Here is a 24,113-nt window from a genome sequence, read left to right as displayed (position 1 = left end):
CGGAGCAGCGCTGGGGCGCGGCCGCCGAGGGCTGGACCGGCCCGCGGGACGTGCCGCTCGGCGGCAGATCCCGGGCGTTGGGGCCCGCCGCCGGCAGTGGGTTATCTCCCGTTCAGCCGACCGGCTGGTAATCGGCCGTTAACCGGCTGATACGGTCGCGAAAAGTCGCCCGGACACTGGGAGTGCAGAGCTATGGGCAAGAAGGTAACCGTCGTAGGCGCCGGTTTCTACGGGTCCACGACCGCGCAGCGTCTCGCCGAGTACGACATCTTCGAGACGGTGGTTCTCACCGACATCATCGACGGCAAGCCGGCCGGTCTCGCGCTCGACATCAACCAGTCCCGGTCGATCGAGGGTTTCGAGACCAAGGTCATCGGCGTCTCCACCGGTCCGAACGGTGAGGGCTACGAGGCGATCGAGGGTTCGGACGTCGTCGTCGTCACCGCCGGTCTGCCGCGCAAGCCGGGCATGAGCCGGATGGACCTGCTCGAGGTCAACGCCAAGATCGTGCGCCAGGTCGCGGAGAACATCGCGAAGTACGCGCCGAACGCCGTCGTCATCATCGTCTCCAACCCGGTCGACGAGATGACCGCCCTGGCGCAGCTCGCCACCCAGTTCCCGAAGAACCGGGTGTTCGGCCAGGCCGGTGTGCTCGACACCGCCCGGTTCACCAACTTCATCGCCGAGGAGCTCAACGTCCCGGTGAAGAGCGTGAAGGCGCTGACCCTGGGTTCGCACGGCGACACCATGGTTCCGGTCCCGTCGCGTTGCACGGTCGACGGCAAGCCGCTGTCCGAGCTGCTTCCGGCCGAGAAGATCGAGGAGCTCGTCGTCCGCACCCGGAACGGTGGCGCCGAGGTGGTCGCGCTGCTGAAGACCGGTTCGGCGTACTATGCGCCGTCGGCTGCCGCGGCCCGCATGGCCAAGGCCGTCGCCGAGGACTCCGGCGAGGTCGTCCCGGTCTGCGCGTGGGTCGACGGGGAGTACGGGATCTCCGGCGTCTACCTGGGTGTCGAGGCCGAGCTGGGCGCCACCGGCATCCGCAAGGTCGTCGAGGACAAGCTCACCGACAGCGAGCTGGCCGGCCTGAAGGAGGCCGCCGAGGCGGTCCGGGCCAAGCAGGCGGACGTCGCCGACCTCTGAGTCGCACAGTGAAGGCCGGGACCTGTCGGGTCCCGGCCTTTTCTCATGCCAGGGTGATCGCGGCGACCAGGGTCGCCGCGACGAAGGTGCCGATCGGCGCGATCAGCATGTAGGCCAGGGTCCGGCCGCCGAAGTGGTTGCGGAGTGTCTCGTTGAAGAGCACGAACGGGATCGTGACCGAGGCGACGACGCCGGCCAGGCAGCCGTTGCGCATGCCGGTCACGAAGGCGCCGCCGCCGGGTCCGCTGACCGTCTCGCCGAGCCAGGAGTTGACCCCGCCGGGGAACAGGCTGAGGTCGATCGGGGCGAGCAGCAGCAGGAGCGCGAGGCAGAGGGTGGCCGGGGTTTTCGCGGATGCCCGCTCGGCCATCACGACGACCGCCCACAGCAGGCCGAACGGGGCGATGTAGAGCAACCAGCCGGCGATCGCCATGACCGTGGGTGCGCCGTCACTGACCAGGCGGAACATCTCCACATACCCGGTGGCCGCGAAGCGCCCGGTGAAGAACAGCCCGATCATCAGCGCGATCAGCAGGAATGTCGCCCAGGTGCGGTTCCGCTCCCACCAGGCATCGGAGATCATCGCACGATGCTAGTGGGGTCGTTGCGAAAAATGGTGCCCGTGACGATCGACACGAGGAGGGCGTCCCGGCGGGCCGCCGTTTCGCGGAGATTGTCCAGAGGCGTACCGCTGTGGCAGCGTTCCCTGGGATGGTAGAGGGGGTCGGACAGGGCGAGGCCGCCCGGCGATCTTCGGTGGGCGGGCAGTACGCTCGTACTGCTAAGCATGTGTTTCGGGAGAGGAGCGCCGGCCGATGGCGAAAATCAAGGTCAAGAACCCGGTCGTGGAGATCGACGGCGACGAGATGACCCGGATCATCTGGAAGCAGATCCGTGAGCAGCTGATCCTGCCGTATCTCGACGTGAACCTCGAGTACTACGACCTGTCGATCCAGTACCGGGACCAGACCGACGACCAGGTCACGATCGACTCGGCCAACGCCATCAAGCGGCACGGCGTGGGCGTCAAGTGCGCCACGATCACGCCGGACGAGGCGCGGGTCGACGAGTTCGGGCTGAAGAAGATGTGGCGGTCGCCGAACGGCACGATCCGCAACATTCTCGGCGGTGTCGTGTTCCGTGAGCCGATCATCATGAAGAACGTACCCAGGCTGGTACCGGGCTGGACCAAGCCGATCATCATCGGCCGTCACGCGCACGGCGACCAGTACAAGGCGACCGACTTCGTCGCGCCCAGCAAGGGCAAGATGACCGTCACCTTCACGCCGGAGGACGGCTCCGAGCCGCTGGAGTTCCACGTCGCGGACTTCCCGGCCGGTGGCGTCGGCATGGCGATGTACAACTACGACGAGTCGATCCGCGACTTCGCGCGCGCCTCGTTCCGTTACGGTCTGGCCCGCAACTACCCGGTCTACCTCTCGACCAAGAACACGATCCTGAAGGCCTACGACGGGCGTTTCAAGGACCTGTTCGCGGAGATCTTCGAGACCGAGTTCGCGGACAAGTTCAAGGAAGCCGGTATCACGTACGAGCACCGGCTGATCGACGACATGGTCGCCGCCGCGCTCAAGTGGGAGGGCGGCTACGTCTGGGCCTGCAAGAACTACGACGGTGACGTGCAGTCCGACACCGTGGCCCAGGGCTTCGGCTCGCTCGGCCTGATGACCTCGGTGCTGATGACCCCGGACGGTCAGACCGTCGAGGCCGAGGCCGCCCACGGCACTGTCACCCGGCACTACCGGCAGTGGCAGAAGGGCGAGAAGACCAGCACCAACCCGATCGCCTCGATCTTCGCCTGGACCGGTGGCCTCAAGCACCGCGGCAAGCTCGACGGCACCCCCGAGGTGACCGAGTTCGCCGAGAAGCTGGAGCGGGTCTGCATCGAGACCGTCGAGGGCGGTCAGATGACCAAGGACCTCGCGCTGCTCATCGGCCGGGACGCCCCGTGGCTGTCGACCGACGAGTTCATGAACGCGCTCGACGAGAACCTGGCGCGCAAGCTCGGCGCCTGATCCGACCAGCACCACCGAAGCCCGCCGGCCGTCGTCGGCGGGCTTTGTGCTTTCCGCCCGCTTCGGGACCTTGGACCCCTCGGATCATGCCTTTGTGCAGCGTGCCGATGACGGCGCGTTGCTGAAGATTGAGGTGACGAAGGGGAGCGAGATGAACGAGATCGACGGCCTGGTCGGCAACGCCGCGAAGGCGCTGATCGCCTACGCGGACTTCACCCAGGAGCAGGTCGACTACATCGTCGGCAAGGCCTCGGTGGCGGCCCTGGACAAGCACGGCGAACTGGCCCGCCTGGCGGTCGAGGAGACCGGCCGGGGCGTGTTCGAGGACAAGGCCGTCAAGAACATCTTCGCCTGCGAGCACGTCACGAACAGCATGGCCGGGATGAAGACGGTGGGCATCATCCACCGCGACGACATCAACGGCATCACCGAGATCGCCGACCCGGTCGGTGTGGTGTGTGCGGTCACCCCGGTCACCAACCCGACCTCGACGACGATCTTCAAGGCTCTGCTGGCGCTGAAGACCCGCAACCCGATCATCTTCGCCTTCCACCCGAACGCGCAGCGGTGCAGCGCCGAGGCGGCCCGGGTGGTCCGGGACGCGGCGATCGCGGCCGGCGCCCCGGAGAACTGCATCCAGTGGGTCGAGCAGCCGTCGATCCAGGCCACGTCCGCGCTGATGAACCACCCGGGCGTCGCGACCATCCTGGCCACCGGCGGCAACGCGATGGTCCGGGCCGCCTACTCGACCGGCAAGCCGGCCCTCGGTGTCGGCGCCGGCAACGTGCCCGCCTACGTACACCCGTCCGCCGACGTGGTCCGCGCCGCGCACGACATCGTGCTCTCGAAGACCTTCGACAACGGCATGATCTGCGCCTCCGAACAGGCGGTCATCCTGGACAAGCGGATCGCCGCGCAGGCGATCAAGGAGTTCAAGCGCCTGCACGCCTACGTGGTGAGCGCCAAGGAGAAGAAGCTCCTGCAGGACTTCATCTTCCCGCCGGACGGTGACGGAAAAGACTGCGTGGGCGAGAAGCTCAACGCCGCCGTCGTCGGTCAGTCGCCGGTGTGGATCGCCGAGCAGGCCGGATTCAGCGTGCCCGAGGACACCTCGATCCTGCTCGCCGAGATCAGCGAGGTCGGCCCGGCCGAGCCGCTGAGCCGGGAGAAGCTGTGCCCCGTGCTCGGGCTGCTCAAGGCCGAGGACGAAGAGCAGGGCATCCGGTACGCCGAGCAGATGGTCGAGTTCCACGGGCTGGGGCACAGCGCGGTCGTGCACGCCAAGGAGGCCGGCCTGGCCGAGCGGTTCGGGCAGCGGATGAAGGCGGTCCGGATCATCTGGAACGCACCCGCCTCACAGGGTGGCATCGGCGACATCTACAACGGCTTCCGCCCGTCGCTGACCCTGGGGTGCGGCAGTTACGGCCACACCTCGGTCTCCGACAACGTCTCCGCACTCAACTTGCTCAACATCAAGCGCATCGGCCGTAGGACGAACAACATGCAGTGGTTCAAGGTGCCGGCGAAGATGTACTTCGAGCCGCACGCCATCCGCTACTTCCGGGACATGCCCGAGGTCAGCCGGGTCACCATCGTCACCGACCACACCATGACCAAGCTCGGGTACGTGGACCGGATCAGCAACGTGCTGCGGGAGCGCCCGGAGCCGGTGACCATCCAGATCATCGACGGGGTCGAGCCGGAGCCCAGCATCGAGACGGTCCGGTCCGGCGCCGCCCTGATGCGCTCGTTCCGCCCGGACACCATCATCGCGCTCGGCGGTGGCTCGCCGATGGACGCGGCGAAGGTGATGTGGCTGCTCTACGAGCACCCGGACGTCGACTTCGCGGACATGAAGGAGAAGTTCTTCGACGTCCGCAAGCGGGCCTTCAAGTTCCCCACCCTGGGCAACCTGGCGCAGCTGGTCTGCGTGCCGACCACCTCCGGTACGGGCGCCGAGGTGACCCCGTTCGCGGTGATCACCGACACCGCCACCGGGCAGAAGTACCCGCTGGCCGACTACGCGCTCACCCCGAGCGTGGCGATCATCGACCCGCACCTGACCAAGGACCTGCCGCCGGTGGTGACCGCGGACAGCGGCTTCGACGCGCTGACCCATGCCACCGAGGCGTACGTGTCGGTCTACGCCAGCGACTTCACCGACGGCCTTGCCCTGCACGCGATCAAGTTGATCTTCCAGAACCTGGAGCGTGCCGTTAAGCAGGGCGGCGACGACCCGCTGGCCCGGGAGAAGATGCACAACGCCGGAACCATCGCCGGCATGTCGTTCGGCAACGCGTTCCTCGGGATCGTGCACGCGATGGCGCACACCCTGGGTGCCAGCTTCCACGTGGCGCACGGCCGGACCAACGCGATCCTGCTGCCGCACGTGATCCGGCACAACGGCACCGTGCCGGCGAAGCTCAACAGCTGGCCGAAGTACGAGCGCTACATCGCCCCGGAGCGTTTCCAGGACATCGCCCGGCACCTCGGCCTTCCCGCCGAGACTCCCGAGCAGGGCGTCGAGTCGTACGCCCGCGCCGTGGAGAAGTTGCGGGACGCCGTCGGGATCCCGCCGTCCTTCAAGGGCGCCGGTGTCGACGAGGAGGAGTTCCTGGCCGCGCTGCCGCAGCAGGCGATGAACGCCTACCTCGACCAGTGCGCGCCGGCCAACCCGCGGATGCCGATGCTGGAGGACATGAAGCGGATCATGAGGAACGCCTACTACGGGGAGTGACCCCGAGGTGACATGACTCGTTGAAGTGATGGGGAGGCCTTGTCCCGGGCCTCCCCATCGACGTGTCGGACGCCGCGCCTGTCAGATGTCGCGCAGCCGCTGGGCCGCGGCCTCCGGGACGATGTCGTTGACGAAGGCGCCCATCGCCGACTCCGACCCGGCCAGGAACTTCAGCTTGTCCGCCGCGCGCCGGATGCTGAACACCTGCAGGTGCAGATAGCCCAGCTCGCGGCCCTCACCGGTGACCGCCTGGTGCCACGCCGAGATGTACGGCATCGGCTTGCCGAACAGCCCGTCGAACCGGCGCAGCACGTCGAGGTAGAGCGGGGCGAACGCGTCACGCTCGGCGTCGGTCAGCGAGGGCAGGTCCGCGACGTGCCGGTGCGGGGCCACGTGCACCTCGAAGGGCCAGCGCGCGGCGGCCGGCACGTACGCCGTCCAGTGGTCGTTGGACGCGACCACCCGCACCTTCGCCTCCTGCTCGGCGGCGAGGACGTCGGCGTACAGATTGCGTCCGGTCTTCTCGAAGTGCCGCTTCGCGGCCCGGAGGTAGGCAGCCGTCTTCGGTGTCACCGTCGGATAGGCGTAGATCTGCCCGTGCGGGTGGTGCAACGTCACGCCGATCTCGACGCCCCGGTTCTCGAACGGGAAGACCTGCGCGACCTCCGGCAGCGTGGAGAGCTCGGCGGTGCGGTCGGCAAGGGCATCGACGACGGTACGGACACGCGAGACCGGCAACGACCCGAAGGCGCTGTTGTGATCGCTGGTGAAGCAGACGACCTCGCACCGGCCGTGCCCCGGACGCACCGGCACCATGTCGGTGACCTGGGTGATCTCGTCCGGCACGATCCGGTCGGAGAACGACGGGAACTGGTTCTCGAAGACGACCACGTCGTAGTCGGGCGCCGGGATCTCGCTGGCGAACCGCTCGCTCGTCGGGCACAGCGGGCACGCGTCCGAAGGCGGCAGGAACGTCCGCGTGTTGCGGTGTGCCGCGACCGCGATCCACTCGTCGGTCAACGGGTCGTACCGCAGCTGCGAGGCCGGCGGAGGCGGCGGCAGCTTGCGGGTGTCCGGGAACGACGAACGGCTGCTGCCGGGGGATTCGTCGTAGTAGAACAGCTCACGGCCGTCGGAGAGACGGACGCTCGAGCGGGTCGGGGTCACTGGGGGTTCACCACCACGAGTTCAGGGACGGTTTCCGACAGCAGGGCGCGGGCGTCGTCGTCCAGCCCGTCGTCGGTGATCAGGACGTGCGCGCGGGCGAGTGGCACGATCGACGAGATGCCGACGGTGCCCCACTTGGTGTGGTCGGCGAGCACGACCAGGCGCTCGGCCGCCTCGACCAGGGCCCGGTTGACATCCGCCTCCATCAGGTTGGGCGTCGTGTAGCCGGCACGCTCGCTCATCCCGTGCACACCGAGGAACAGCATGTCCAGGTGCAGCGTGCCGACGGCGGCGACGGCGACCGGACCGACGAGAGCATCCGAGGGGGTACGGGTCCCGCCGGTCAGCACCACGGTCTGGTCGGGCCGGCCGGCCCGGTAGAACACGTCGGCGACCGGGATCGAATTGGTCACCACGGTCAGTGCCGGGACGTCGACGAGGCGCTGGGCCAGCTCGGCGGTGGTGGTGCCGGCCGACAGCGCGATGGCGTCGCCGGGTGAGACCAGGGCGGCGGCCCGCTGGGCGATCGCCGCCTTCTCCCCGCGCTCGCGCACCGATTTCGCCGTGAAACCAGGCTCGTGTGCCGATCCGGGACTGACGGTGGTCGCGCCGCCATGTACCTTCGCCAGCAAACCGCGATCGGCCAGTGCCTCGAGGTCGCGCCGGATCGTCATGTCGGACACGCTGAACTCGGTGGCCAGCTCGGTGACCCGGACGCCTCCGGCGGCGCGCACCCGGTCGAGGATCGCCGCCTGTCTCTGCTGGGCCAGCATCAGGTGGACCGCACTATTTCGAACACACTCGAACAGTACCGCGTGATCGGGTGCGTGCGAAAGGGTGAGTTCAGATACCACGGCCCCGTTTGTGCAGCGCTGAAAGGACGTTCTCCACCTTGACCGCTCCCGTCATCGCTGCCAAGGCGATCGCGGCACGAGGTTCGCGCCAGTTCGCCCGCATCGCCTCCCGGGTGTAACGCCACGCGGCACTCCTGTTGCCGGACGCCGCCGACCAGCACGCCAGCTGGCCGTAGACCCGCGCCGCGCCCGGACGGCAACCGCTGATCTCCGGGTGCCGCTGCATCATCCAGCGCAGCGACGAGATCTTGGTGGCGTACTCGTACGCGTAGTGCGAGGTCCGACCCCACAACACCCGGACCAGCGGCTCGTCCAAGTGCACGATCGGCGCCCGACGGGCCGCCCTGAGGAGAAGGTCCCAATCTTCGTTCTGACTGCCCGGCGCGTCCTCGGCGACCAGCCCGACCCGCTCCGGATCCAGCGCCTCCCGCCGGATCAGGAACGACGACGAATGCAGCATCGCCATCCGTGACCGGGCCAGATCATCCACCGTCACCCGCGGGCGGCCGGCCAGCCGCGACGTGCACCGGCCCTCGTACTCCACCTCGATCGCACACGTCGCGAACTCGGCCTCCGGCTCGGCCAGCAGCGCGGCCACCTGACGGCGCAACTTGTCCGGCAGCCACTGGTCGTCGTCGTCACAGAACGCCATCAGCTCGGTGTCCAGCGCCAGCAGGCCGGTGTTCCGTGCCCCGGCCAGCCCCGAGGCGCGCCAATTGCTCAACACCAGCACCGGTACGCCGTCCGTCGACGCCAGCAGGTAGTCGGGTTCGGTCTGGTCGTACACCACCACGACCTTCAGCTCGCCCGGATAACGCTGGGCCCGCACCGCGGCGATCGAACGGCGCACCAGCTCGGGACGGTTCCGGGTGGGGATCACGACCCCTACCGACGGCCAGTTCATCACGCCTCCGATGTGATGGTGATCGGGTAGCCGTACGCCCGCAGGAGGGGTCCGCAGACCGCGCCCACCAACCGGCGCTGAGCCCGCGGAAGTGCGTCGACCCACGCGTCGTCCCGGCGCAGCGGCAGCCGGCCGACGGTGAAGCGCATCGGATTGCCCGCCGCGCTGTGGCCGGCCCGCAGATCCGCGTGCCCGTTGCGGAGGAACTCCAGATCCTCGGGGTGCAGTGGGACTCCGGCGAAGTCGGCCAGGCGGATCAGGCCGGCCCGCGGATCGGTGAGGAACTCCTCGTAGCGGATCCGCCGCACCGGCACGCCGCGCCGCGCGAGCAGGCCGAACGCGGCATTGTGTGCGTTCCAGAGCAGCGCCGATCGGCCCGGGGAGTAGCGGGTCATCTCGTCCGCGCCGTCGGTCTCCGGGCGGGCCACCGTCTTGGTCCACGAGTAGGCCACCCCGCGGGCGTCGCGGACCACGTGCACCACCCGCAGGTCGACGTCGTCGGCCCAGCGCAGCACGTGAGCCAGCGCCGAATGCTTCGAGGAGTCGATCACCACACGGGCACCGGCGGCCTCGGCGGCGGCGGCGTAGACCCGCGCGTAGTACGAGGCGTACTCGCGGACCTCGCCGGAGGCGGAGGTGGCCGAGGCCAGACGGGGGATGTGCCGGGTCCGCTCGACCGCGTCCCGGAGAGTGTGCACCCGGTCGACGTCGACGTTCGACCAGCCGTTGAAGGCCAGATCGCCGACCCGCCGCCAGAAGTCGCAGCCGGAGAACCGGTCGCCGCAGCCGCAGCGCTCGTCGTCCCGGACGTCGCGTTGCCACAGGTGGACGACCTCGCCGAGGGCACACATCCCGGGCAGTTCCCCGAGCAGACGTTCGACGAGAGTTGTCCCACTTCGTCCGAATCCTCCCAGAAACAGCACTTGTGCCACTTTGGCCCGCCTTTGCTCGTTTCGCTGTGGTAACGAGTGAAGCAGGGAAAAGGAGGCGTTAGGTGTCTATCGAGGCTTTCGACCGAGTACACCTGGATGGCACCGGTATCGACCGTATTACCGAGGATGAGGTCGTGGCCGTCGTCCGCGAGTCGCTGGCACACGGGCGAGGTGGCCGGATCATCACCCCCAACGTCGACATCCTGCGCCGGGTCTCCGCCGATCCGGGCTTCCGTCGCCACCTCGACGACGCCGATCTGATCGTCGCCGACGGGATGCCGCTGATCTGGGCCAGCCGGCTCGGCGGGGTGCCCCTCCCGGAACGGGTCGCCGGCAGCAGCCTCATCTGGTCCCTCTCCGAAGGCCTCGGCCGCGACGGCCGCTCCGTCTTCGTGATCGGCGGCGCCCCGGCCGCCGCCCGGCCGCCGCTGCGCCGCAACCCGCCCGCGACCGGCCCCGGCAGCCGGGCATCGGACCAGCCCGGCGTCACGTCGGCGGCCGTCAAAGCGGCCCTCGGTGCCGCCGCCGCGGTCAAAGCCGCCCGCAACGCCGGGAAGGACGGCGCGGCCCGTGCCGCCGCCCGGCTCGCCGACACGTTCCCCGGCCTGCGGATCGCCGGAACCCTCAGCCCCGAATTCGGTTTCGAGGAGAACGAGGCCACCTACGCCGAGTTCTGCACGGCCGTCGTGGAGACCGGGCCCGACCTGGTCTTCGTCGGCCTCGGTTTCCCCAAGCAGGAACTCGTCATCGAACGCCTCCGCCCCGACCTGCCGAACACCTGGTTCGTCGGGTGCGGCGCGGCCGTCAACTTCGTCGCCGGTGACATCGAGCGCGCCCCACGCTGGATGCAGCGCACCGGCCTCGAATGGGCCCACCGCCTCGGCGTCGAACCCCGCCGCCTGGCCGGCCGATACCTCCGCCATGACGCCCCCTACGCCCTACGCCTGCTTGCCCGGGCCCCGCGCCGACGCACCCGCCGCTCCTGACCTCACCCCGGGCCCGGATCCCCACCGCTGGTCCGTGCCCATCACCTCGAGACCACCGGAAGCGGTGGCGAATCGGCCAAGGGCGCGTAGCGGAGGGGCGCCGTGAGCGGGGCTGGCGGCCCGCGATCAACTTTCGCGATCGGGGCCCTCCGCTCCGGGCGGACCGGCGAGGAAACGGAGTGTGGGGAAGGGCGCCCTCGCGCTGCGAACCGCCGGTGCCTCAATGGATCCGGCCCGCGGAGTGGCCGGAGCGGAACGGAAACGGAGAACAGGCAGCGGCGGCGTGAGCCCGCCGCCCGAGGCTGCCGTAACGGCCGAGGCTGCCGAGGCGGATGGGCGGGCAGGGGAGGCCGCGACGGCCCGGGTGTGGGTGGCCGCGACCGTGGGGGCGGCCGTGAAGCGCAGCGTGGGCAGGGTGGGTGTCGTCATTTCGGGTCCTCACGGTTGCTTCCCTCGCCGCCGGAAGACCGGGGCGGAGATGTGGGTGGGGTGAAAGGGGAACGGGCCGCCCGGCGTGAGCGGGGGCCGGGAATGCCGCGGAACGTGCCGCACCGGCGGCCCGCGTGGGTGATCGGGGCGCCGATGGTCGGCTGTGGGTAGTCGCATGCGTCGTAACCGCTCTGCCACGGGAACCGCGAACCCGGGTCGGGCCACACGAGCTGCAGCAGCCGGACCCGGTCGTCGCCGTAGCGCATCAGCGCCGCGCCCGGGAACAGCGTCTCGGTGATCTCGCCGGCCACCACCCGCACCTCCTGGTCGTCGAGCAACCCGCGGAGGCGATGCCCGTGGCGCAGCAGCAGGCCCTCGTCGCACACCCGCCCGGCCACCTCGTTGAGCAGCACATGGCCGGTCTCCGGGGGCAGCCCGGCGATGGTGAGCTCGGGAAACCCGTAACCGGTGAGGCCGACGGTGTAGGCGAACGGCACCGCGTCGGGAGGGTCGTCGTCGGCGGGCACCACGTGCACCACGGCCCAGCCGAATTTCTCGATGATCTCGCTCTGCTCGTCGAAGAAGTCGTCGAGGTAGGACACCGCGGACACCCCCGTTGGGCTCGGCCTGGCTGACTGAGCTCACTATGGAACACACGTACGACATTTTTCGGCGGCTGGTTAACCGTACGGCCGTACTGTTAGGGTTTGGTCATGGGGTTTCGAATCGACGACCTGCATCATGTGCAACTGCTGATCCCGCCGGGCGGTGAGGGGGAGGCCCGGGCGTTCTACAGCGGCGTGCTCGGGATGGCCGAGATCGTCAAGCCGCCGGTGCTGGCCGCGCGGGGTGGCTGCTGGTTCCGCGGCGGCGGCTGGGAGGTGCATCTCTCGCCGGTCCCCGATTTCGCCCCGGCCCGCAAGGCGCATCCCGGCGTGCTGATCAGTGGCCTGGACGCGCTGGCCACGACGCTGGAGGCCGCCGGCCACCCGGTCGAGTGGGATCCACACTTCCCGGGTCACCGGCGGCTCTACTCAGCCGACGCGCACGGCAACCGGCTGGAGTTCCTGGAGCGGATCACGGGTTGAAATAGGGGTCCCGGCCCAGCGACTTGAGCGCCCGGAAGGCCCGCTTGTCCCCGCTGAGCTGGAACTGCTGGTTGGGCCCGTTGCCCTCGGGGTCGGACTCGAAATAGGCGACGGCCTTGATCTGTTTGTTGACCTTGAAGGTCCGCTCCGCGTCCTTGAGCCATTGGGCCCGCGACTCCGAGCCCCACGCCTTCGCCACACCGAACTCGCCGATGATGATCGGTTTCGGTCGCTGGGCGGCCCAGTCGAGGAAGGGTCCCATCAGCGTCCCGATCGGCTGGAACTCGAAGCCGGCGTAGACGTCGACACAGGTCCAGTCGACCTGGTCGTCGCCGGGGTAGAAGGCCGGGGCGTCGCCGCGGATGAACCCCTCGGCGGTCGGGCACCACACCCAGGACACGTTCTCGGCCCGCTCCTCGCGGAAGATCTTGCGGACGTACCTCCAGGCGGCGATGTAGTCCTCGCCGGACCACATGGTGGCCTGGAGGTTGGGCCGGTCCATCTCCCACCGCATCCGCAGCAGCACCGGTTTCCGGATCTTCCGGATCGCGACCGCCTGCTTCCGGATCAGCTCGTCGTGCTCGCCGGCCAGGATGGACCGATTGTCCCCGGTCGCCCAGCTGATCATGAGGTTCGCCCCGTCGGCGAGGAACGCCTGGTCCGACGGGGTACCCATCAGCTGGTCGAACCGCCGGTAGGTGTTGATGAAGTCGAGCCGCCGGCCGATCGACTCCTCCAGTCCGCCGACCGCGGTGAGCCGCCCGACGTGGGTCAGCTCGTCCGGCTTGATCCAGGCGCCGAAGTAGGCCCCTTTCTCCGGCGGCTCGAACGGCCCGGCCTCGAACGGTCCCGGGTTGACGGCGACCGCGCGCGGCGGCGCCGACAGGTCGGGCGAGGGGGCCGGTGGCGGCGGCTCGTCACCACCCGAGCAGCCGCCCACGAGTATCAACGATGCCGAAAAGGCCAGAAGGAGCCTACGCATGGATCCGCCGCGCCGTGTAGAGCACGTTCACCGCGTACCCGTCACTACCCGGCAGACGCCGCGCCGCCGCGTCCGCGAGCCGGGCCATCCGGTTGTCGTGCAGCGACGGCGTGAGCATGGAGAAGCCACGCCGTTCCACGATCTCGAAGCCGTGCCGTTCCAGCAGCTTCTCCACCTGCGTGTGGGAGAGCTCGGCGAACCAGCGTTCCCCGTCGTGCCGCCGGGCCCGCAGGTGCCGCACCGATCCGGCGTTGCCGTGGTTCTCCACCACGAGCAGCCCCGACCCGCGGTGCGGCAGCACCTTGGCCGCGAACGCCAGGGCGCGGTCCCGGACGCCCTCGTTCACGTTGAGCAGCAGCCGGAAGATCGTGACGACCGCCGGGAAGCCGGCCGCCACCGGCTGCGGCACGGGGCCGTCACCGGTCACCCGGTGCCAGTAGGCGCGTGATCCGACATCGGCCGCCTTCGCCAGCATCTCGGCCGACGTGTCGTACCCGTGTGCCTCCCGGACCAGGCCGTGCAGCGCGCGGATCGCCCGCCCGGTGCCGCAGGCGAAGTCGTGGTGCACCGGCGGATTCTCGACGAACTCCCGGCGCACGAGCGACCGCAGGTAGTCGCGCTGCCGGTCGTTGATCCGCGACGCGTAGCTGTCCGGTGCGTACGTCACGGTCTCGTACTTCTCGACCGCCTCGGCGTCCTGGAACACCGCGGTGTAGTCGCTGGTCAACTCTTCCTCCTGAATGCGGCGAGCATCAACGGGCCGCGGAGCAGCCACGCTCCCGCGGCGTAGGCCGGAACGGCGGCCACGACAGCCGCCGGGACGAGAACGACGAAGCCGAAACACCCGATCGCCAGCGCGGCCGCGCAGAGGGTGCCGGTTCCGAAGGGGTGCATCCGGGTGCCGTGACAGACCTGCGCGAGGGGCAGCAGGTTGTTGACCACCATGGCCCCGGCCAGGCCGGCCGCGGCGCCGAGCGCGCCCCACCGCGGGATCAGCAGCACGTCGAGGCCGATGGTGACGGTCAGCGCGATCAGCACGTTGCCGAGATTCGCCGAAGTGCGGCCGGCCATCGCGAGGACCATGTCGACCATGCCGCAGCCGGTCGCCACCAGCATCGCGGAGGCCAGCACGAGCACCACCGGCACGCCCGCGGCGTAGCCTTCGCCGAACAGGCGCAGGTAGCGAGGCGCGAACGCGATCACCAGCAGGCAGATCGGCCAGGTGACGAGCACCAGCCAGCCGGTCGCGATCTGGTAGAGCCGCCGCGCGGCCGCGTGGTCACCGGTGCTCAGCGCCTCGGCGAGCCGCGGCTGCACCGACTGCGACAGACCCTGGTTGGCGAACTGGATCAGCACCACGAACCGGCCCGCCACCGCGTAGACGGCGGCCGGTGCCAGCCCGCCCAGCGCCGCGACCAGCAGCACGTCGACCCGTTGCAGGGCGAGCTGCGCGACGGCAGCCACCGCCCGCGGCGCGGTGAAGATCCAGAAATCCCGGCGCAGCCGCCGTCGTTCGGTCCCGGTGCCGCGCTTCTCCCGATCGAGTCCCGAGGTGTACGCCCTCCGCGCCGCGAATCCAGCCAGGATCGCCACCGGCAGATACGGCGCGGCCCAGGCGAACGCGAAGACCGGCAGCGAGGCGGCCGCCCCCATCGCCGCCACCCCGGCCGCCCCCACGGCGACCAGTTGCAGCCCGCTGCGCAGCACCCGGTCCAGCAGCACGGTCGGCCGCATGCTCCGATAGCCGCGGGTGACGGTGAGCAGCACGTCGGTGAGCGCCTGCAACGGCACGAAGACGGCGAGGACCCGCAGCCCGGTGGTGTGATCGGCGACGACCTGCGGCGACTCGCCGGCGGTGAGGTGGGCGATCCACGGCGCGGCCAGCCACATCGTCACCGCCAGGACCAGCGAGACCACCGCGACCGGGGGCAGGCCGGACCGCAGACACGCGCCCAGCAGGTGGTGCTGCCCGGTGGCCCGCAGGCGGGCCGGCCAGTAGACCAGGCCGGTGTTCGTGCCCAGTTTGGACAGCCCGCCGACCAGCACGAACGCGGCCGTCGCGGCGAAGAACGCGCCCGCCTGCTCGGGCCCGAGCGCCCGCGCCACGATCCAGGTGACGACGACTCCGGTGCCGCCGGCCAGCGCCGAGCCGGCGATGTTCGCCAGTCCGCCGCGGGCCGCGCCGCGAGCCGCCCGTTCCGGGGCCGGTGTGGTGGTGTCCGCCGTCACCCGCGGCGCCACACCGGGGTGTGCCCCAGCCACCCGGCCAGCGCCTCGTCGTGCGACCGGTAGTAGTCGCTCAGGTCACGGCGCAGGCCCGGGTCCATGTCGGACTGCCGCGGGCGGGCGTTGTGCTGCTCGAACCGGGGGAGCGGAAGTCCCGTCGGCAGCCCGAGGAACCGGCACACCTCGTCGTAGACGTCGGCCGGTTCGGTGAAGAAACGCTCGCTCTCCACCACGTGGATCCGTTCCCGGCCGACGTGCTGGGCCATCACGCTCAGGTAGCGGGCGTACTCGCCACGGGCCCGGTACGCGTGGTGCTGGTGGGCGAAGCTGTAGTAGGCGGGATCCTGAGCGAGCCGGTCCTCCTCACGGTGCAGCCGGGCCGGTTCCAGGGTCAGCGCCGACCCGAAGTCGTGCTCGGTGTCGTAGGCGCGGGCCACCTCGTGGTGGTGCTGCGAGAAGGCGCGTTCGACCGGGTCGCGGACCAGGACCACGAGCTTGGCGTACGGCAGGTCGCTGGCGATCCGGGCGGCCGCCTGCGGGTGGTACATGTAGTACGGGCTGGATTCGAAGGTCTGTGCGCGTACCCCGTACTTCTCGGCGACCCGTTCCGCGCTGCGCAGCGTCGGGAAGTGCCCGCGGTACCACTCCGGCCCGCGCCGGTAGGACGTGTCGAAGTAGTGCACGCCCTTGTGCAGCACCGCCTTGAGTACCACCGGGTGTGCCGCGAGCGCCCGGTACAGCGACGTGGTCCCGCACCGCTGTCCGCCGCAGATCAGGAACGACGGCAGCATCCGGCTCTCCGCGGTGAGCCGGCCGTAGGAACGGGACCCGAGGTGGACCACCCGTTTCACCGGCGACGGCAGGTTGCGAACATGCATGGTTACAGCTCCTCAACGCGCCGGATCAACACCGGCAACAGCCAGGTCCCGAGTACGCCCAGCCGGGCGCCCGCCTCGGCCTGCTTGTCGGTCAGGTAACGGACGGCGAGGTCGACCAGGTAGAGCAGGGCGGTGATCTCGCGGGCCACCGGCGCCACCCCGAACGGGGCGAGCAGCTCGTCGGCCCGGAGCACGGTCGCCTCGACCGCGGCCCGGGCGTCACCGGTGGACTGGATGCGTTTCTGCAGCTCGTGGTGGATGGCGTCGAAGCCGAGCGGCACGCCGGTGGCGAATCGTTCCCAGTCCCAGACGAGCAGCGTCTCGGCGAGGTTCGCCATGTTCCAGGGGGCCCAGTCGCCGTGCCAGGCTCCGTACCGCAGCGCGGTCTCGCCGCTGTGCGCGGCCAGCACGTCGACGGCGGCGGCCAGTCCCGCGCCCTCCGGCCGGTCCGCGACCGCGGCGAGCCGTCCGCGCAGCTCGTGCCAGTAGCCGCTGCCGGTGAGCCGTCCGGAGGTGATCCCGCAGCAGGTGGCGATGTCGATCATCGCGGCGGTCAGGCGGCGCGGGGCGAGCGGAGCCCGGGGCAGCCAGACCGGAAGCGCCGACTGCACCAGCACCTGCATGCCGCGCCAGGTGCCGGCGTGCAGTACCCGCGGGACGGTCAGCTTGCTCAGCCCGCTGCCGGCGAGCGCGGTGAGCGCGGCCGTCTCCGACTTGACCAGGCTGCGGGTGAGCGGCCCGGTGCCCAGCTTGCCGAAGGCGAAGGTGTCGCCGTCCGGGCTGAGCAACTGGAGCACCGGTTTGCGGTTGGCCCGCGCCGGGCCGATGTGGAGACTCACCGCCAGGTCGCGGCGCAGCGCGTCGCTGAGGTGGCCGTCGATGCCGGCCGACACCGGGCCGGTCACCCGGATCCGGTCCCGGAAGAGCAGGCCGGTGGCGCGGGCGTGCACGGCGGCCACCACGGCGTCGCGCTTGAGCCGGCCGATCCGGGACTGCGGCTCGGCGTAACGGCGTACCGCGGCCGCGGCGACCGTGGGGGAGAGCGTCGGCACCAGCAGCCGGGGGCGGTGCAGATTGGGGACGACGAGGTACTCGGCGACCAGCGGGCCGGGAGACCCGTCCGTCCGGCACGGTTCGGGGTAGAGCAGGGCCAGCACCTCGGTGAGGTACTGCGTCCGGAGCGCGGCGTCCTCTACCGTCAGTTCCGCGGGGGCGGTCTTGACCGGGCTCAATGATTGTTCCCCTCTGTCCAGTTGCGCCAGAGCAGCGCGTATGCCAGAACCATGAAGGCCAGAGGGGTGACCAGCGAGTTGTACCAGAGCATCGCAGAGAAGGACGTCACGAGCGCCGCGCTGCCGGCGATCCCGATCGGGCTCCGGTCGCGGCGGAAGCGCCACAGGCCGTACGCGAAGAAACCCAGATAGCCGACGGTGCCGGCCGCGCCGTGCGCGTAGATCAGCTGCCACAGCTGCCCGTTGCCGCCGACGGTGAAGTTGCCGCAGCGTTCGCAGCCCGCGCTCTCGCCCACGGTGATCGAGTTGCGCCCGCCGAGGGTGTTGCGGGTGCCGCCGTAGCCGATCACCGGGGAGCCGGTGAACCCGTCGAGGGCCTTGTCGATGAGGAACGAGCGGACCCCGTTGGACTTGCCGTTGTCCAGCCGGGCCTGCACGGTGTCACCGAGCGGGGTGGCGATCATGGCGACCGTCAGCGCGGCCGCGGCCACCGGCAGCGCGGCGAGGATCCACAGCCGCCCGGCCAGCACGTAGCGGACCGCCACGTAGGCGATCAGCAGCCCGACGCCGATCCACAGGCCCCGGTTCAGCGACGCCACGGCCGGCACCACCGAGACGGCCAGGCAGAGCACGGCCAGCAGCTTCCGGCCGGAGCCGCGGGTCCACCAGGCGGCCACCACCAGCCATGGCGCGAGCAGGCAGAAGTTGTTGCCCCAGGTGTTCGTGTAACCCCACGGGGCGGCCGGGCGCGGTTTCTCCCCGCCGACCAGGTCCATGATCTGCGCGGCGTACGGGTGGACCAGCGACCGGACGAAACCCTTGTTGCGTACGCCCGACGGCAGCAGCCACTCCACCGGCGAGGTGAACTCGAAGTTCCCGGCCACCATGCCGAGCAGCCCACCCGCCACGGTCAGGACGAACATCCCGGCGAGCAGCCGCACCAACCGGCGGCGGGACAGTTCCGCCTCGGTCAGGTTTCCGGCGTAGATCAGCAGGACGGTCAGGGACCCGTACATCGAAAGCTTGTAGACGACGGCGACCAGACGCTCGCTCGCGCGTTCCGGAACCGTGCCCGCCGGGTCCGCGCCCAGCGCGGCGATGCTCACCACCACCGCGATCAGAAAGATCGCCCACCACGCGAAGCCCGGCGGCATCCGCAGCGTGCGGCCCGCCGCACGTCGCCGGATCAGCAGGAACAGCATCGCCACGGCGGTCATCGGGAAGATCAGCACGCCCAGGCCGAGCGCCCACCACAGGGGATAGAGCAGCAGGATGCCGGCGACCGGCCAGGACGGGAGCGTGCGGTTCTTGGTGGGTCGTGGGGCGGGCCCGGCGTGCGCTGCCGCCGCGACCGCTGTCACTTGTCGTCGCCCTCCGCGGCGCCCGCGCTGGTGAGGTCGGCGACCGGCGTGGCGTCGACGTCGTCCCGGTCACCGGGCCGCTGCCGGCCGGCATAGGCCAGCGGTTGCGTCGCGCCGTCGTCCTCGATGTCGATCTCGGTCTCGGTCTCGTCGGGGGCCGGCAGGGTGACCGCCGGCGCGATCAGGTCACTCGGCCGCATGGCGGGCAGCCGGGGCATGACGACCGTGCCGAGCAGTTTCGTGCCGACCCGGCGCATCTGCTCGGTGGCGTCCACCAGGGCGGGCCGCTTCGAGCGGCGCAGCTCGACCGCGAGGATCGCCGCGTCGGCCAGGCTGGCCAGGCTCTGGGCGTCGGCGCTGCTGCTCGTCGACGGTGCCTCGATCACCACGTACCCACTCTGCTTGCGCAGTGCCTGCAGGGTGTCCTTGAGCCGCTGCGACTGCATCAGCCCGGCCGCGGTGGCCGCGCCCCCGGTGGTGATCACCCGCAGCGACGGGATGCGCGGGGTGCGCTGGAGGGCGCGGGACAGGCTCACCCGTCCGGCCAGCAGATCGGAGAGGCCGGGCATCGCCGAGACGCCGAACATCCGCGCCAGCGGCGCGGCGTCGATCACACTGTCCGGCAGGTGCGCGCCGATCAGCACCACGTCGTTGCCGGTACGCGCCAGCGCCGCCGCCAGGTTCGCGGCGACCAGCGTGCTCGCCGAGCCACGGCTGGTCCCGGTGACCACGATGACCTGGTCGTCCTCGTCCAGGGAGGCCAGCACCTCGTTGCGCAGCCGGTTGAAGACTCGACCACCCGGGCCGTACGGCTGGAGCACGTCGTCGAAGTGCGGGGTGCTGCGCTCGTCCAGTGCCGCGAGTACCGGCACGCGGCCCCGGTCGCGGACGTCGGACGGGGTGACCAGCCGCCGGTCGAACCGTTCCCGCAGGTAGGCGAGCCCGAGCCCGAGCAGCAGCCCGAGCATGCCGCCGGTGCCGATGTTGAGCCACGCGTTGGGGCTGGTCGGCTCCTCCGGCAGGCGGGAGTCGCTGATGATGCTGCCGCCACCGACCATCGTGGTGGTCAGCTCGTTGAGCCGCCCGGTCAGAGAGTTGAGCTGGTTCTGCGAGTTGTTGCGCAGGCTCTGCAGGTTGCCCTCGGAGGAGCTGCCCTTGGCGGCCGCCGCCAGCTTCCCGTTGATCCCGGCCAGCATCGTGGTGAGCTGCCGGACCTTGAGGTTCAGCGAGCGGATCCGCTTGTCCAACTGGGAACGGGCGGTCTCCTCGCGGTTGCGCAGGTACGCCTCCGCGAACGCGTGCGACCCGGCCTGCGCCTTCCGCGGGTCGTCCGCCTTGAAGGTGATCACCAGGACGGTGGTGTTCGCCGGCACCTGCACCGACACCGACTTGGCCAGCTCGATCGGGGACACGTCGGTGCGGAGGAGGCCGGCCGCCTTCACCGCGACCGCGCCGGACCCGACCAGCTGCGCCTCGGTGTCCAGGTTGACCGTGCCCTTGGTCCGGCCGCCCTCGGCGTTGGTGTCCTGGCTGACCGACTCCACGAGCACCGAGGCGGACGACTCGTAGACCTTCGGCATGGCCTGTGTCAGGACCGCGCCGCCACCCAGGCCGGCACCCGTGGCCACCAGGGCGATCCACCAGTGGCGGCGGAACGCACCGAGGTAGTGCGAGAGATCGGATGAGGGGCGAGACGGTTCCATCAGTCCTCGGCGGCCCTTCCGGGAAAAGAGTGTCGGTTTGGGCGTTTCGCCCCGAAGGGCTAACGTCGCACTCCCGCCGCAAGTGATGGGTTTATCCCATTTTGGGCTCCACCCAACCGTTTTCGACCAGATGACTGAGCACCATCTCGACCGCTTCCGGAACTGTCATCGTGGTGGTGTCCACGGTCAGTTCGGCATCGGTCGGCTCCTCGTACGGGTCGTCGATGCCGGTCATTCCGCGCAACTGCCCGGCCCGGGCCCGCGCATACAGACCCTTGCGGTCCCGGCTCTCGCACACCTCCAGCGGCGTGGCCACGTGCACCAGGACGAACCCGGCACCGGCCTCGACCGCCATCTGCCGGGCCGCCGCACGGGCCGCCTCGTAGGGCGCGATCGGACAGGCGACCGCCATGCCCCGGTGCCGGCCCACCTCGGCCGCCACCCAGCCGATCCGGCGCACGTTACGGTCCCGGTCGGCCTTGCTGAAGCCCAGCCCGGCGGTCAGCTCGCGGCGCACCACGTCACCGTCGAGCAGCGTGATGGTGCGATCCCCGTTCTCCCGCATGGCGTCGGCCAGGTTGCGGGCGATCGTCGACTTGCCCGAACCGGACAGTCCGGTGAAGAAGACCACCAGGCCGCGGTGCCGCCGCGGCGGGCGCACCCGGGACAGCTCCTTGGCCACGGCCGGCGGCGTGTGCCACTCGGGCAGCGGGAAACCCCGGTCCAGCAGGTCGTCGATCTCGGCCGGGGTCATCGCGAGACGGCGGTTGCGCGGCGGGATGTCGTCGCGCCAGCGCCACTGCCCGTCGCGGTTGTCGTAGGCCAGCTCGCGCGGCACCAGCACGCGCACACCCGCCCCGGAAAGGGTGTCGCCGGTGGACAGCACGTGACTGACGCCATAGGCGGACGCCACCCGGGCCCGCAGCAGCGCGTCGCGCATCTCGTCGCCGCGGGTCAGCAGCGGCACCGCGACAACCGTCGCCGGAGGCATCCGGTCGCGTGCCGCGAAGATCGAGCGGACCAGCGCTTCCGGCGGCAGGCCGTCCGGCCCCGGCCCGCTGACCGGGATCAAAATCAAGAGATGAGCAGCCAGCGTACGGGCAGCGTGCGCGATCTGCGCCAGTTGCGGCCGGTGCAGTGGCCGGTCGGCGATGACGCCAAGCACGCGGCCCGGTGGGAGCAGCGCCCGGACCTCCTCCGGCGTGCGGCGCAGGCGCTGGAACGGGCCGTGCCCGCCGTCGCCCATCCGCCGCACCGGGCCGCCGATGCCGAACCGGTTCTCCCCGGTCCGCCAGACGTCGGCCACCTCGATCGCGGCGACCGGTGCGCCCTCCGGGTCGGTCAGCACCAGCGTGCGGCGCCCCGGGTCGGCCGGGTCCAGTGCGGACGCCACCTCTCCGGGGACCTCGCACGTCACCGGCACCGGCCACGACGTGCCGTCGGCGAGCCGGCCGCGACGCGCCAGGGACGCCAGGTCGGCACGGCCCAGGAACCCGGTCAGGGGAGCGTAGGCACCGGAGAGCAGCAGCTCGAGGTCGGCCAGCTCATAGGGGCGCGGGGTGAAGGAGGGCGCGTCCCGGAGGACGTCCTCGGGTAGTACCGAACCATTCACTTCGAATCCCCCTGAAGCTGTTTGGGGGACAGTTTCCCAGGCGCTGTCGAACCGGTCGAGTCGGGATCTCAGTCCAATCCTGATCTCTCCCCGGTAAGGATGAAAGCTGCCAAACATTCTTTCTGGTTTAAATCATGATGATACTGGACATTTTGCCGTGATCCTTTGATACTCGGCCCTTGTGAGAAAGTCCCTGCAACTCGTCGCCCTGACCATGGCCATCACTGTGTCGATGACGGCGACGCTCTCCTGGGCGTACACCGATGGCCTGCAGCCTCCGGCGAACTATCCGGTGGAGCCCGGGGAGCGCGCCTGCCGTACCGGGTCGAGGCTGGTCCCCACCTGCGGCATCCTCTGGGGAGTGGCGCCCGGAGCACGTACCGAGGCCCGCGGCGTGCAGGCGCTCTCCGAGTTCGAGCGCAAGACCGGCCGGCACCAGGCGATCTTCCACGCCTACCACCGCGGCATCCGGCGGGTCTTCCCGACCGAGCAGGAGATCGCCATCTCCCGCGAGCCCGGCCGCAAGCGCATCCTGCTGCTCAACTGGAAACCGGAGAGCACCACCTGGGCCCGGATCGCCCGCGGCGACCGCGCCACCGACCGGTTCCTGGACCGGCTGGCCGTCCACATCCGGCAGAACTACCGGGAGAAGTTCTTCTTCGCGATCCACCACGAGGCCGAGGACCAGGTCCGCGAGCGGGCCGGCTCCGGCTACACCGCCCGCGACTACGCGGCCATGTTCCGGCACGTGGTGAAGCGCCTGCGCGCCAGGGGCGCCCACAACGTGGTGACCGTTCTGGTCCACATGGCCTACGTGCCGCACACCACCAAGAGCTGGTTCCAGCAGATGTACCCGGGCAACGACGTGGTCGACTGGATCGGCTTCGACACCTACTCCTACAGCGACCCCGGGTACGGCCACGGCGACTTCGACGAGCTGCTCAACCGCCGGTCGGCGAGCAAGCCGCACTGGCCCGGGTTCTACAACTGGGTGACCCGCCGGCACCCCGGGAAACCGCTCATGGTCGCCGAGTGGGGTGTCTGGTTCTCCAAGCGCAACCCCGACCACATGGCCGAGTTCTACCGCGAGGTCGGCGAGCAGATCAACCGGTTCCCGAAGATCAAGGCGATGGTGCACTTCGAGACCCCGTCCAACCACAAGGGCCAGGACTCGTCGGTGGACAGCACACCGGACGCGCTACGCGAGTACCGCCGTCTCGGCCGGCTCCCGGTCTTCCAGGTGTCCGTCGGCTGATGCGGTGACATGCCATGATGTCCGGATGCCTGACAACGATGACCTTGTCGTATTCGAGCGTCTTCGGTCGGCCTGGCAGACCCACCGCACCCCGATCGCGGATCACCTCGCTCCCGGTCTGACCGAGACCGAGCTGGAGACGATCGAGGCCACGGCCGGACTGGTGCTCCCGGCCGAGCTACGCCGATGGTGGGGATGGCATGACGGTGTGCAGCGCCGGATCGCCGGCACATCGCTGGGACCGGAGAGCCTTCTGGGTGCCGGTCCCTGGGAGCTGCTGTCGTTGTCCGAGGCGCTGCGGTACCGGGACCTCATGGTTCAGCTGACCGAGGAGTTCGAGGAGGACGACGAGGTCCGCTGGCTGCCCGAGTGGTTGCCCGTCGTGCACTTCGACGGCAGCTACCTCTTCGCCACCTGCGGGGCTCCCCGGGCCGAGCGGTCGGAGGTGCGCCGCTGGACCAAAGTGCCCGACGATCCGTACACCGTCCGCGCTCCATCCTGGACCGCCGCGGTGGAGACCTTCACCGGCCTGCTGGAGAGCGGGGTTCACCCCGCCGACGGTCGTCTCCGCGGTCTCATGTGAGCCGCCGG

At 70.1% G+C, this 24,113-nt stretch carries 21 protein-coding genes; 7 read left to right on the top strand and 14 right to left on the bottom strand.

Translation table 11 applies throughout. The features are described from left to right. Positions 1-192: 192 nt before the first annotated feature. Complete coding sequence (mdh, locus tag ACFO0C_RS11250) at positions 193-1,143, top strand: malate dehydrogenase (RefSeq protein ID WP_378066534.1); 951 nt, start codon at positions 193-195, stop codon at positions 1,141-1,143. Positions 1,144-1,186: 43 nt separating this feature from the next. On the opposite strand, the gene ACFO0C_RS11245 is transcribed toward mdh, so the two are convergent. Next, positions 1,187-1,726, bottom strand: a complete 540-nt coding sequence (locus ACFO0C_RS11245; protein WP_378066533.1) for a hypothetical protein — start codon at positions 1,724-1,726, stop codon at positions 1,187-1,189. Between the two features lie 232 nt (positions 1,727-1,958). Between ACFO0C_RS11245 and ACFO0C_RS11240 the strand changes: the two genes are divergently transcribed. Both ACFO0C_RS11240 and adhE read left to right on the top strand, forming a co-directional pair. After that, positions 1,959-3,176, top strand: a complete 1,218-nt coding sequence (locus tag ACFO0C_RS11240; RefSeq protein ID WP_378066532.1) for an NADP-dependent isocitrate dehydrogenase — start codon at positions 1,959-1,961, stop codon at positions 3,174-3,176. A gap of 94 nt (positions 3,177-3,270) precedes the next feature. After that, the gene (adhE, locus tag ACFO0C_RS11235) at positions 3,271-5,913 is read left to right on the top strand and encodes a bifunctional acetaldehyde-CoA/alcohol dehydrogenase (protein ID WP_378066531.1); all 2,643 of its coding nucleotides are present in this window, start codon (positions 3,271-3,273) and stop codon (positions 5,911-5,913) included. 81 nt (positions 5,914-5,994) lie between these two features. On the opposite strand, the gene galT is transcribed toward adhE, so the two are convergent. The 4 genes from galT to ACFO0C_RS11215 form a co-directional block, all read right to left on the bottom strand. Next, positions 5,995-7,080 carry a galactose-1-phosphate uridylyltransferase gene (gene galT, locus ACFO0C_RS11230; protein WP_378066530.1) on the bottom strand — a complete coding sequence of 362 codons (1,086 nt, stop codon included), beginning with the start codon at positions 7,078-7,080 and terminating at the stop codon, positions 5,995-5,997. Further along, positions 7,077-7,853 (bottom strand): DeoR/GlpR family DNA-binding transcription regulator, encoded by a 777-nt coding sequence (locus tag ACFO0C_RS11225; RefSeq protein WP_378066529.1) that lies wholly within the window; start codon positions 7,851-7,853, stop codon positions 7,077-7,079. The genes galT and ACFO0C_RS11225 overlap by 4 nt, the downstream gene beginning before the upstream one ends. Before the next feature lie 70 nt (positions 7,854-7,923). Continuing rightward, positions 7,924-8,838, bottom strand: a complete 915-nt coding sequence (locus ACFO0C_RS11220; RefSeq protein ID WP_378066528.1) for a glycosyltransferase family 2 protein — start codon at positions 8,836-8,838, stop codon at positions 7,924-7,926. Further along, positions 8,838-9,770 (bottom strand): sulfotransferase, encoded by a 933-nt coding sequence (locus ACFO0C_RS11215; protein ID WP_378066527.1) that lies wholly within the window; start codon positions 9,768-9,770, stop codon positions 8,838-8,840. The genes ACFO0C_RS11220 and ACFO0C_RS11215 overlap by 1 nt, the downstream gene beginning before the upstream one ends. A 62-nt stretch (positions 9,771-9,832) precedes the next feature. On the opposite strand from ACFO0C_RS11215, the gene ACFO0C_RS11210 reads away from it, so the two are divergent. Continuing rightward, on the top strand, positions 9,833-10,756 hold the full coding sequence (locus ACFO0C_RS11210; RefSeq protein WP_378066526.1) for a WecB/TagA/CpsF family glycosyltransferase: 924 nt from the start codon (positions 9,833-9,835) through the stop codon (positions 10,754-10,756). 425 nt (positions 10,757-11,181) lie between these two features. Here the strand turns inward: ACFO0C_RS11210 and ACFO0C_RS11205 are convergent, their stop codons facing one another. Beyond that, complete coding sequence (locus tag ACFO0C_RS11205; RefSeq protein ID WP_378066525.1) at positions 11,182-11,787, bottom strand: DUF4262 domain-containing protein; 606 nt, start codon at positions 11,785-11,787, stop codon at positions 11,182-11,184. A gap of 111 nt (positions 11,788-11,898) precedes the next feature. On the opposite strand from ACFO0C_RS11205, the gene ACFO0C_RS11200 reads away from it, so the two are divergent. After that, on the top strand, positions 11,899-12,273 hold the full coding sequence (locus ACFO0C_RS11200; protein WP_378066524.1) for a glyoxalase: 375 nt from the start codon (positions 11,899-11,901) through the stop codon (positions 12,271-12,273). Here ACFO0C_RS11200 and ACFO0C_RS11195 read toward each other — a convergent pair. The 8 genes from ACFO0C_RS11195 to cysC form a co-directional block, all read right to left on the bottom strand. Further along, a complete protein-coding gene (locus ACFO0C_RS11195) occupies positions 12,263-13,213 on the bottom strand; it encodes a glycosyl hydrolase (RefSeq protein ID WP_378066523.1) in 951 nt (316 codons plus the stop codon). The genes ACFO0C_RS11200 and ACFO0C_RS11195 overlap by 11 nt on opposite strands. Positions 13,214-13,247: 34 nt before the next feature. After that, positions 13,248-13,982: a methyltransferase domain-containing protein gene (locus tag ACFO0C_RS11190; protein WP_378066522.1), complete on the bottom strand. Its 735-nt coding sequence runs from the start codon at positions 13,980-13,982 to the stop codon at positions 13,248-13,250. Then, positions 13,979-15,412 (bottom strand): lipopolysaccharide biosynthesis protein, encoded by a 1,434-nt coding sequence (locus ACFO0C_RS11185; RefSeq protein ID WP_378066751.1) that lies wholly within the window; start codon positions 15,410-15,412, stop codon positions 13,979-13,981. The genes ACFO0C_RS11190 and ACFO0C_RS11185 overlap by 4 nt, the downstream gene beginning before the upstream one ends. 68 nt (positions 15,413-15,480) lie before the next feature. Further along, positions 15,481-16,359 carry a sulfotransferase domain-containing protein gene (locus ACFO0C_RS11180; RefSeq protein ID WP_378066521.1) on the bottom strand — a complete coding sequence of 293 codons (879 nt, stop codon included), beginning with the start codon at positions 16,357-16,359 and terminating at the stop codon, positions 15,481-15,483. 2 nt (positions 16,360-16,361) lie between these two features. Next, positions 16,362-17,591, bottom strand: coding sequence for a hypothetical protein (locus ACFO0C_RS11175; protein WP_378066520.1), 1,230 nt, complete (start codon positions 17,589-17,591; stop codon positions 16,362-16,364). Beyond that, the gene (locus ACFO0C_RS11170; RefSeq protein ID WP_378066519.1) at positions 17,588-18,952 is read right to left on the bottom strand and encodes a hypothetical protein; all 1,365 of its coding nucleotides are present in this window, start codon (positions 18,950-18,952) and stop codon (positions 17,588-17,590) included. Before ACFO0C_RS11170 ends, ACFO0C_RS11175 begins: the two co-directional genes overlap by 4 nt. Beyond that, positions 18,949-20,655, bottom strand: a complete 1,707-nt coding sequence (locus ACFO0C_RS11165) for a Wzz/FepE/Etk N-terminal domain-containing protein (RefSeq protein ID WP_378066518.1) — start codon at positions 20,653-20,655, stop codon at positions 18,949-18,951. The genes ACFO0C_RS11170 and ACFO0C_RS11165 overlap by 4 nt, the downstream gene beginning before the upstream one ends. Positions 20,656-20,746: 91 nt before the next feature. Next, positions 20,747-22,267 (bottom strand): adenylyl-sulfate kinase, encoded by a 1,521-nt coding sequence (gene cysC, locus ACFO0C_RS11160; protein ID WP_378066517.1) that lies wholly within the window; start codon positions 22,265-22,267, stop codon positions 20,747-20,749. Between the two features lie 181 nt (positions 22,268-22,448). On the opposite strand from cysC, the gene ACFO0C_RS11155 reads away from it, so the two are divergent. Then, positions 22,449-23,522: a glycosyl hydrolase gene (locus tag ACFO0C_RS11155; protein WP_378066516.1), complete on the top strand. Its 1,074-nt coding sequence runs from the start codon at positions 22,449-22,451 to the stop codon at positions 23,520-23,522. 25 nt (positions 23,523-23,547) lie between these two features. Next, on the top strand, positions 23,548-24,105 hold the full coding sequence (locus ACFO0C_RS11150; protein ID WP_378066515.1) for an SMI1/KNR4 family protein: 558 nt from the start codon (positions 23,548-23,550) through the stop codon (positions 24,103-24,105). Positions 24,106-24,113 lie beyond the last annotated feature (8 nt).

Source organism: Actinoplanes subglobosus, from assembly GCF_042650585.1.
GTDB classification, from domain to species: domain Bacteria; phylum Actinomycetota; class Actinomycetes; order Mycobacteriales; family Micromonosporaceae; genus Actinoplanes; species Actinoplanes subglobosus.
The sequence above is the reverse complement of the archived record's forward strand: the minus strand, read 5'-3'. Positions and strand labels throughout refer to the sequence as shown.

Coding starts and splice junctions, on each gene's coding strand:
- ACFO0C_RS11150 (WP_378066515.1), top strand. CDS start 23,548: ATGCCTGACAACGATGACCTTGTCGTATTCGAGCGTCTTCGGTCGGCC.
- ACFO0C_RS11245 (WP_378066533.1), bottom strand. CDS start 1,726: ATGATCTCCGATGCCTGGTGGGAGCGGAACCGCACCTGGGCGACATTC.
- ACFO0C_RS11220 (WP_378066528.1), bottom strand. CDS start 8,838: ATGAACTGGCCGTCGGTAGGGGTCGTGATCCCCACCCGGAACCGTCCC.
- ACFO0C_RS11165 (WP_378066518.1), bottom strand. CDS start 20,655: ATGGAACCGTCTCGCCCCTCATCCGATCTCTCGCACTACCTCGGTGCG.
- ACFO0C_RS11225 (WP_378066529.1), bottom strand. CDS start 7,853: ATGCTGGCCCAGCAGAGACAGGCGGCGATCCTCGACCGGGTGCGCGCC.
- ACFO0C_RS11180 (WP_378066521.1), bottom strand. CDS start 16,359: ATGCATGTTCGCAACCTGCCGTCGCCGGTGAAACGGGTGGTCCACCTC.
- mdh (WP_378066534.1), top strand. CDS start 193: ATGGGCAAGAAGGTAACCGTCGTAGGCGCCGGTTTCTACGGGTCCACG.
- ACFO0C_RS11240 (WP_378066532.1), top strand. CDS start 1,959: ATGGCGAAAATCAAGGTCAAGAACCCGGTCGTGGAGATCGACGGCGAC.
- ACFO0C_RS11200 (WP_378066524.1), top strand. CDS start 11,899: ATGGGGTTTCGAATCGACGACCTGCATCATGTGCAACTGCTGATCCCG.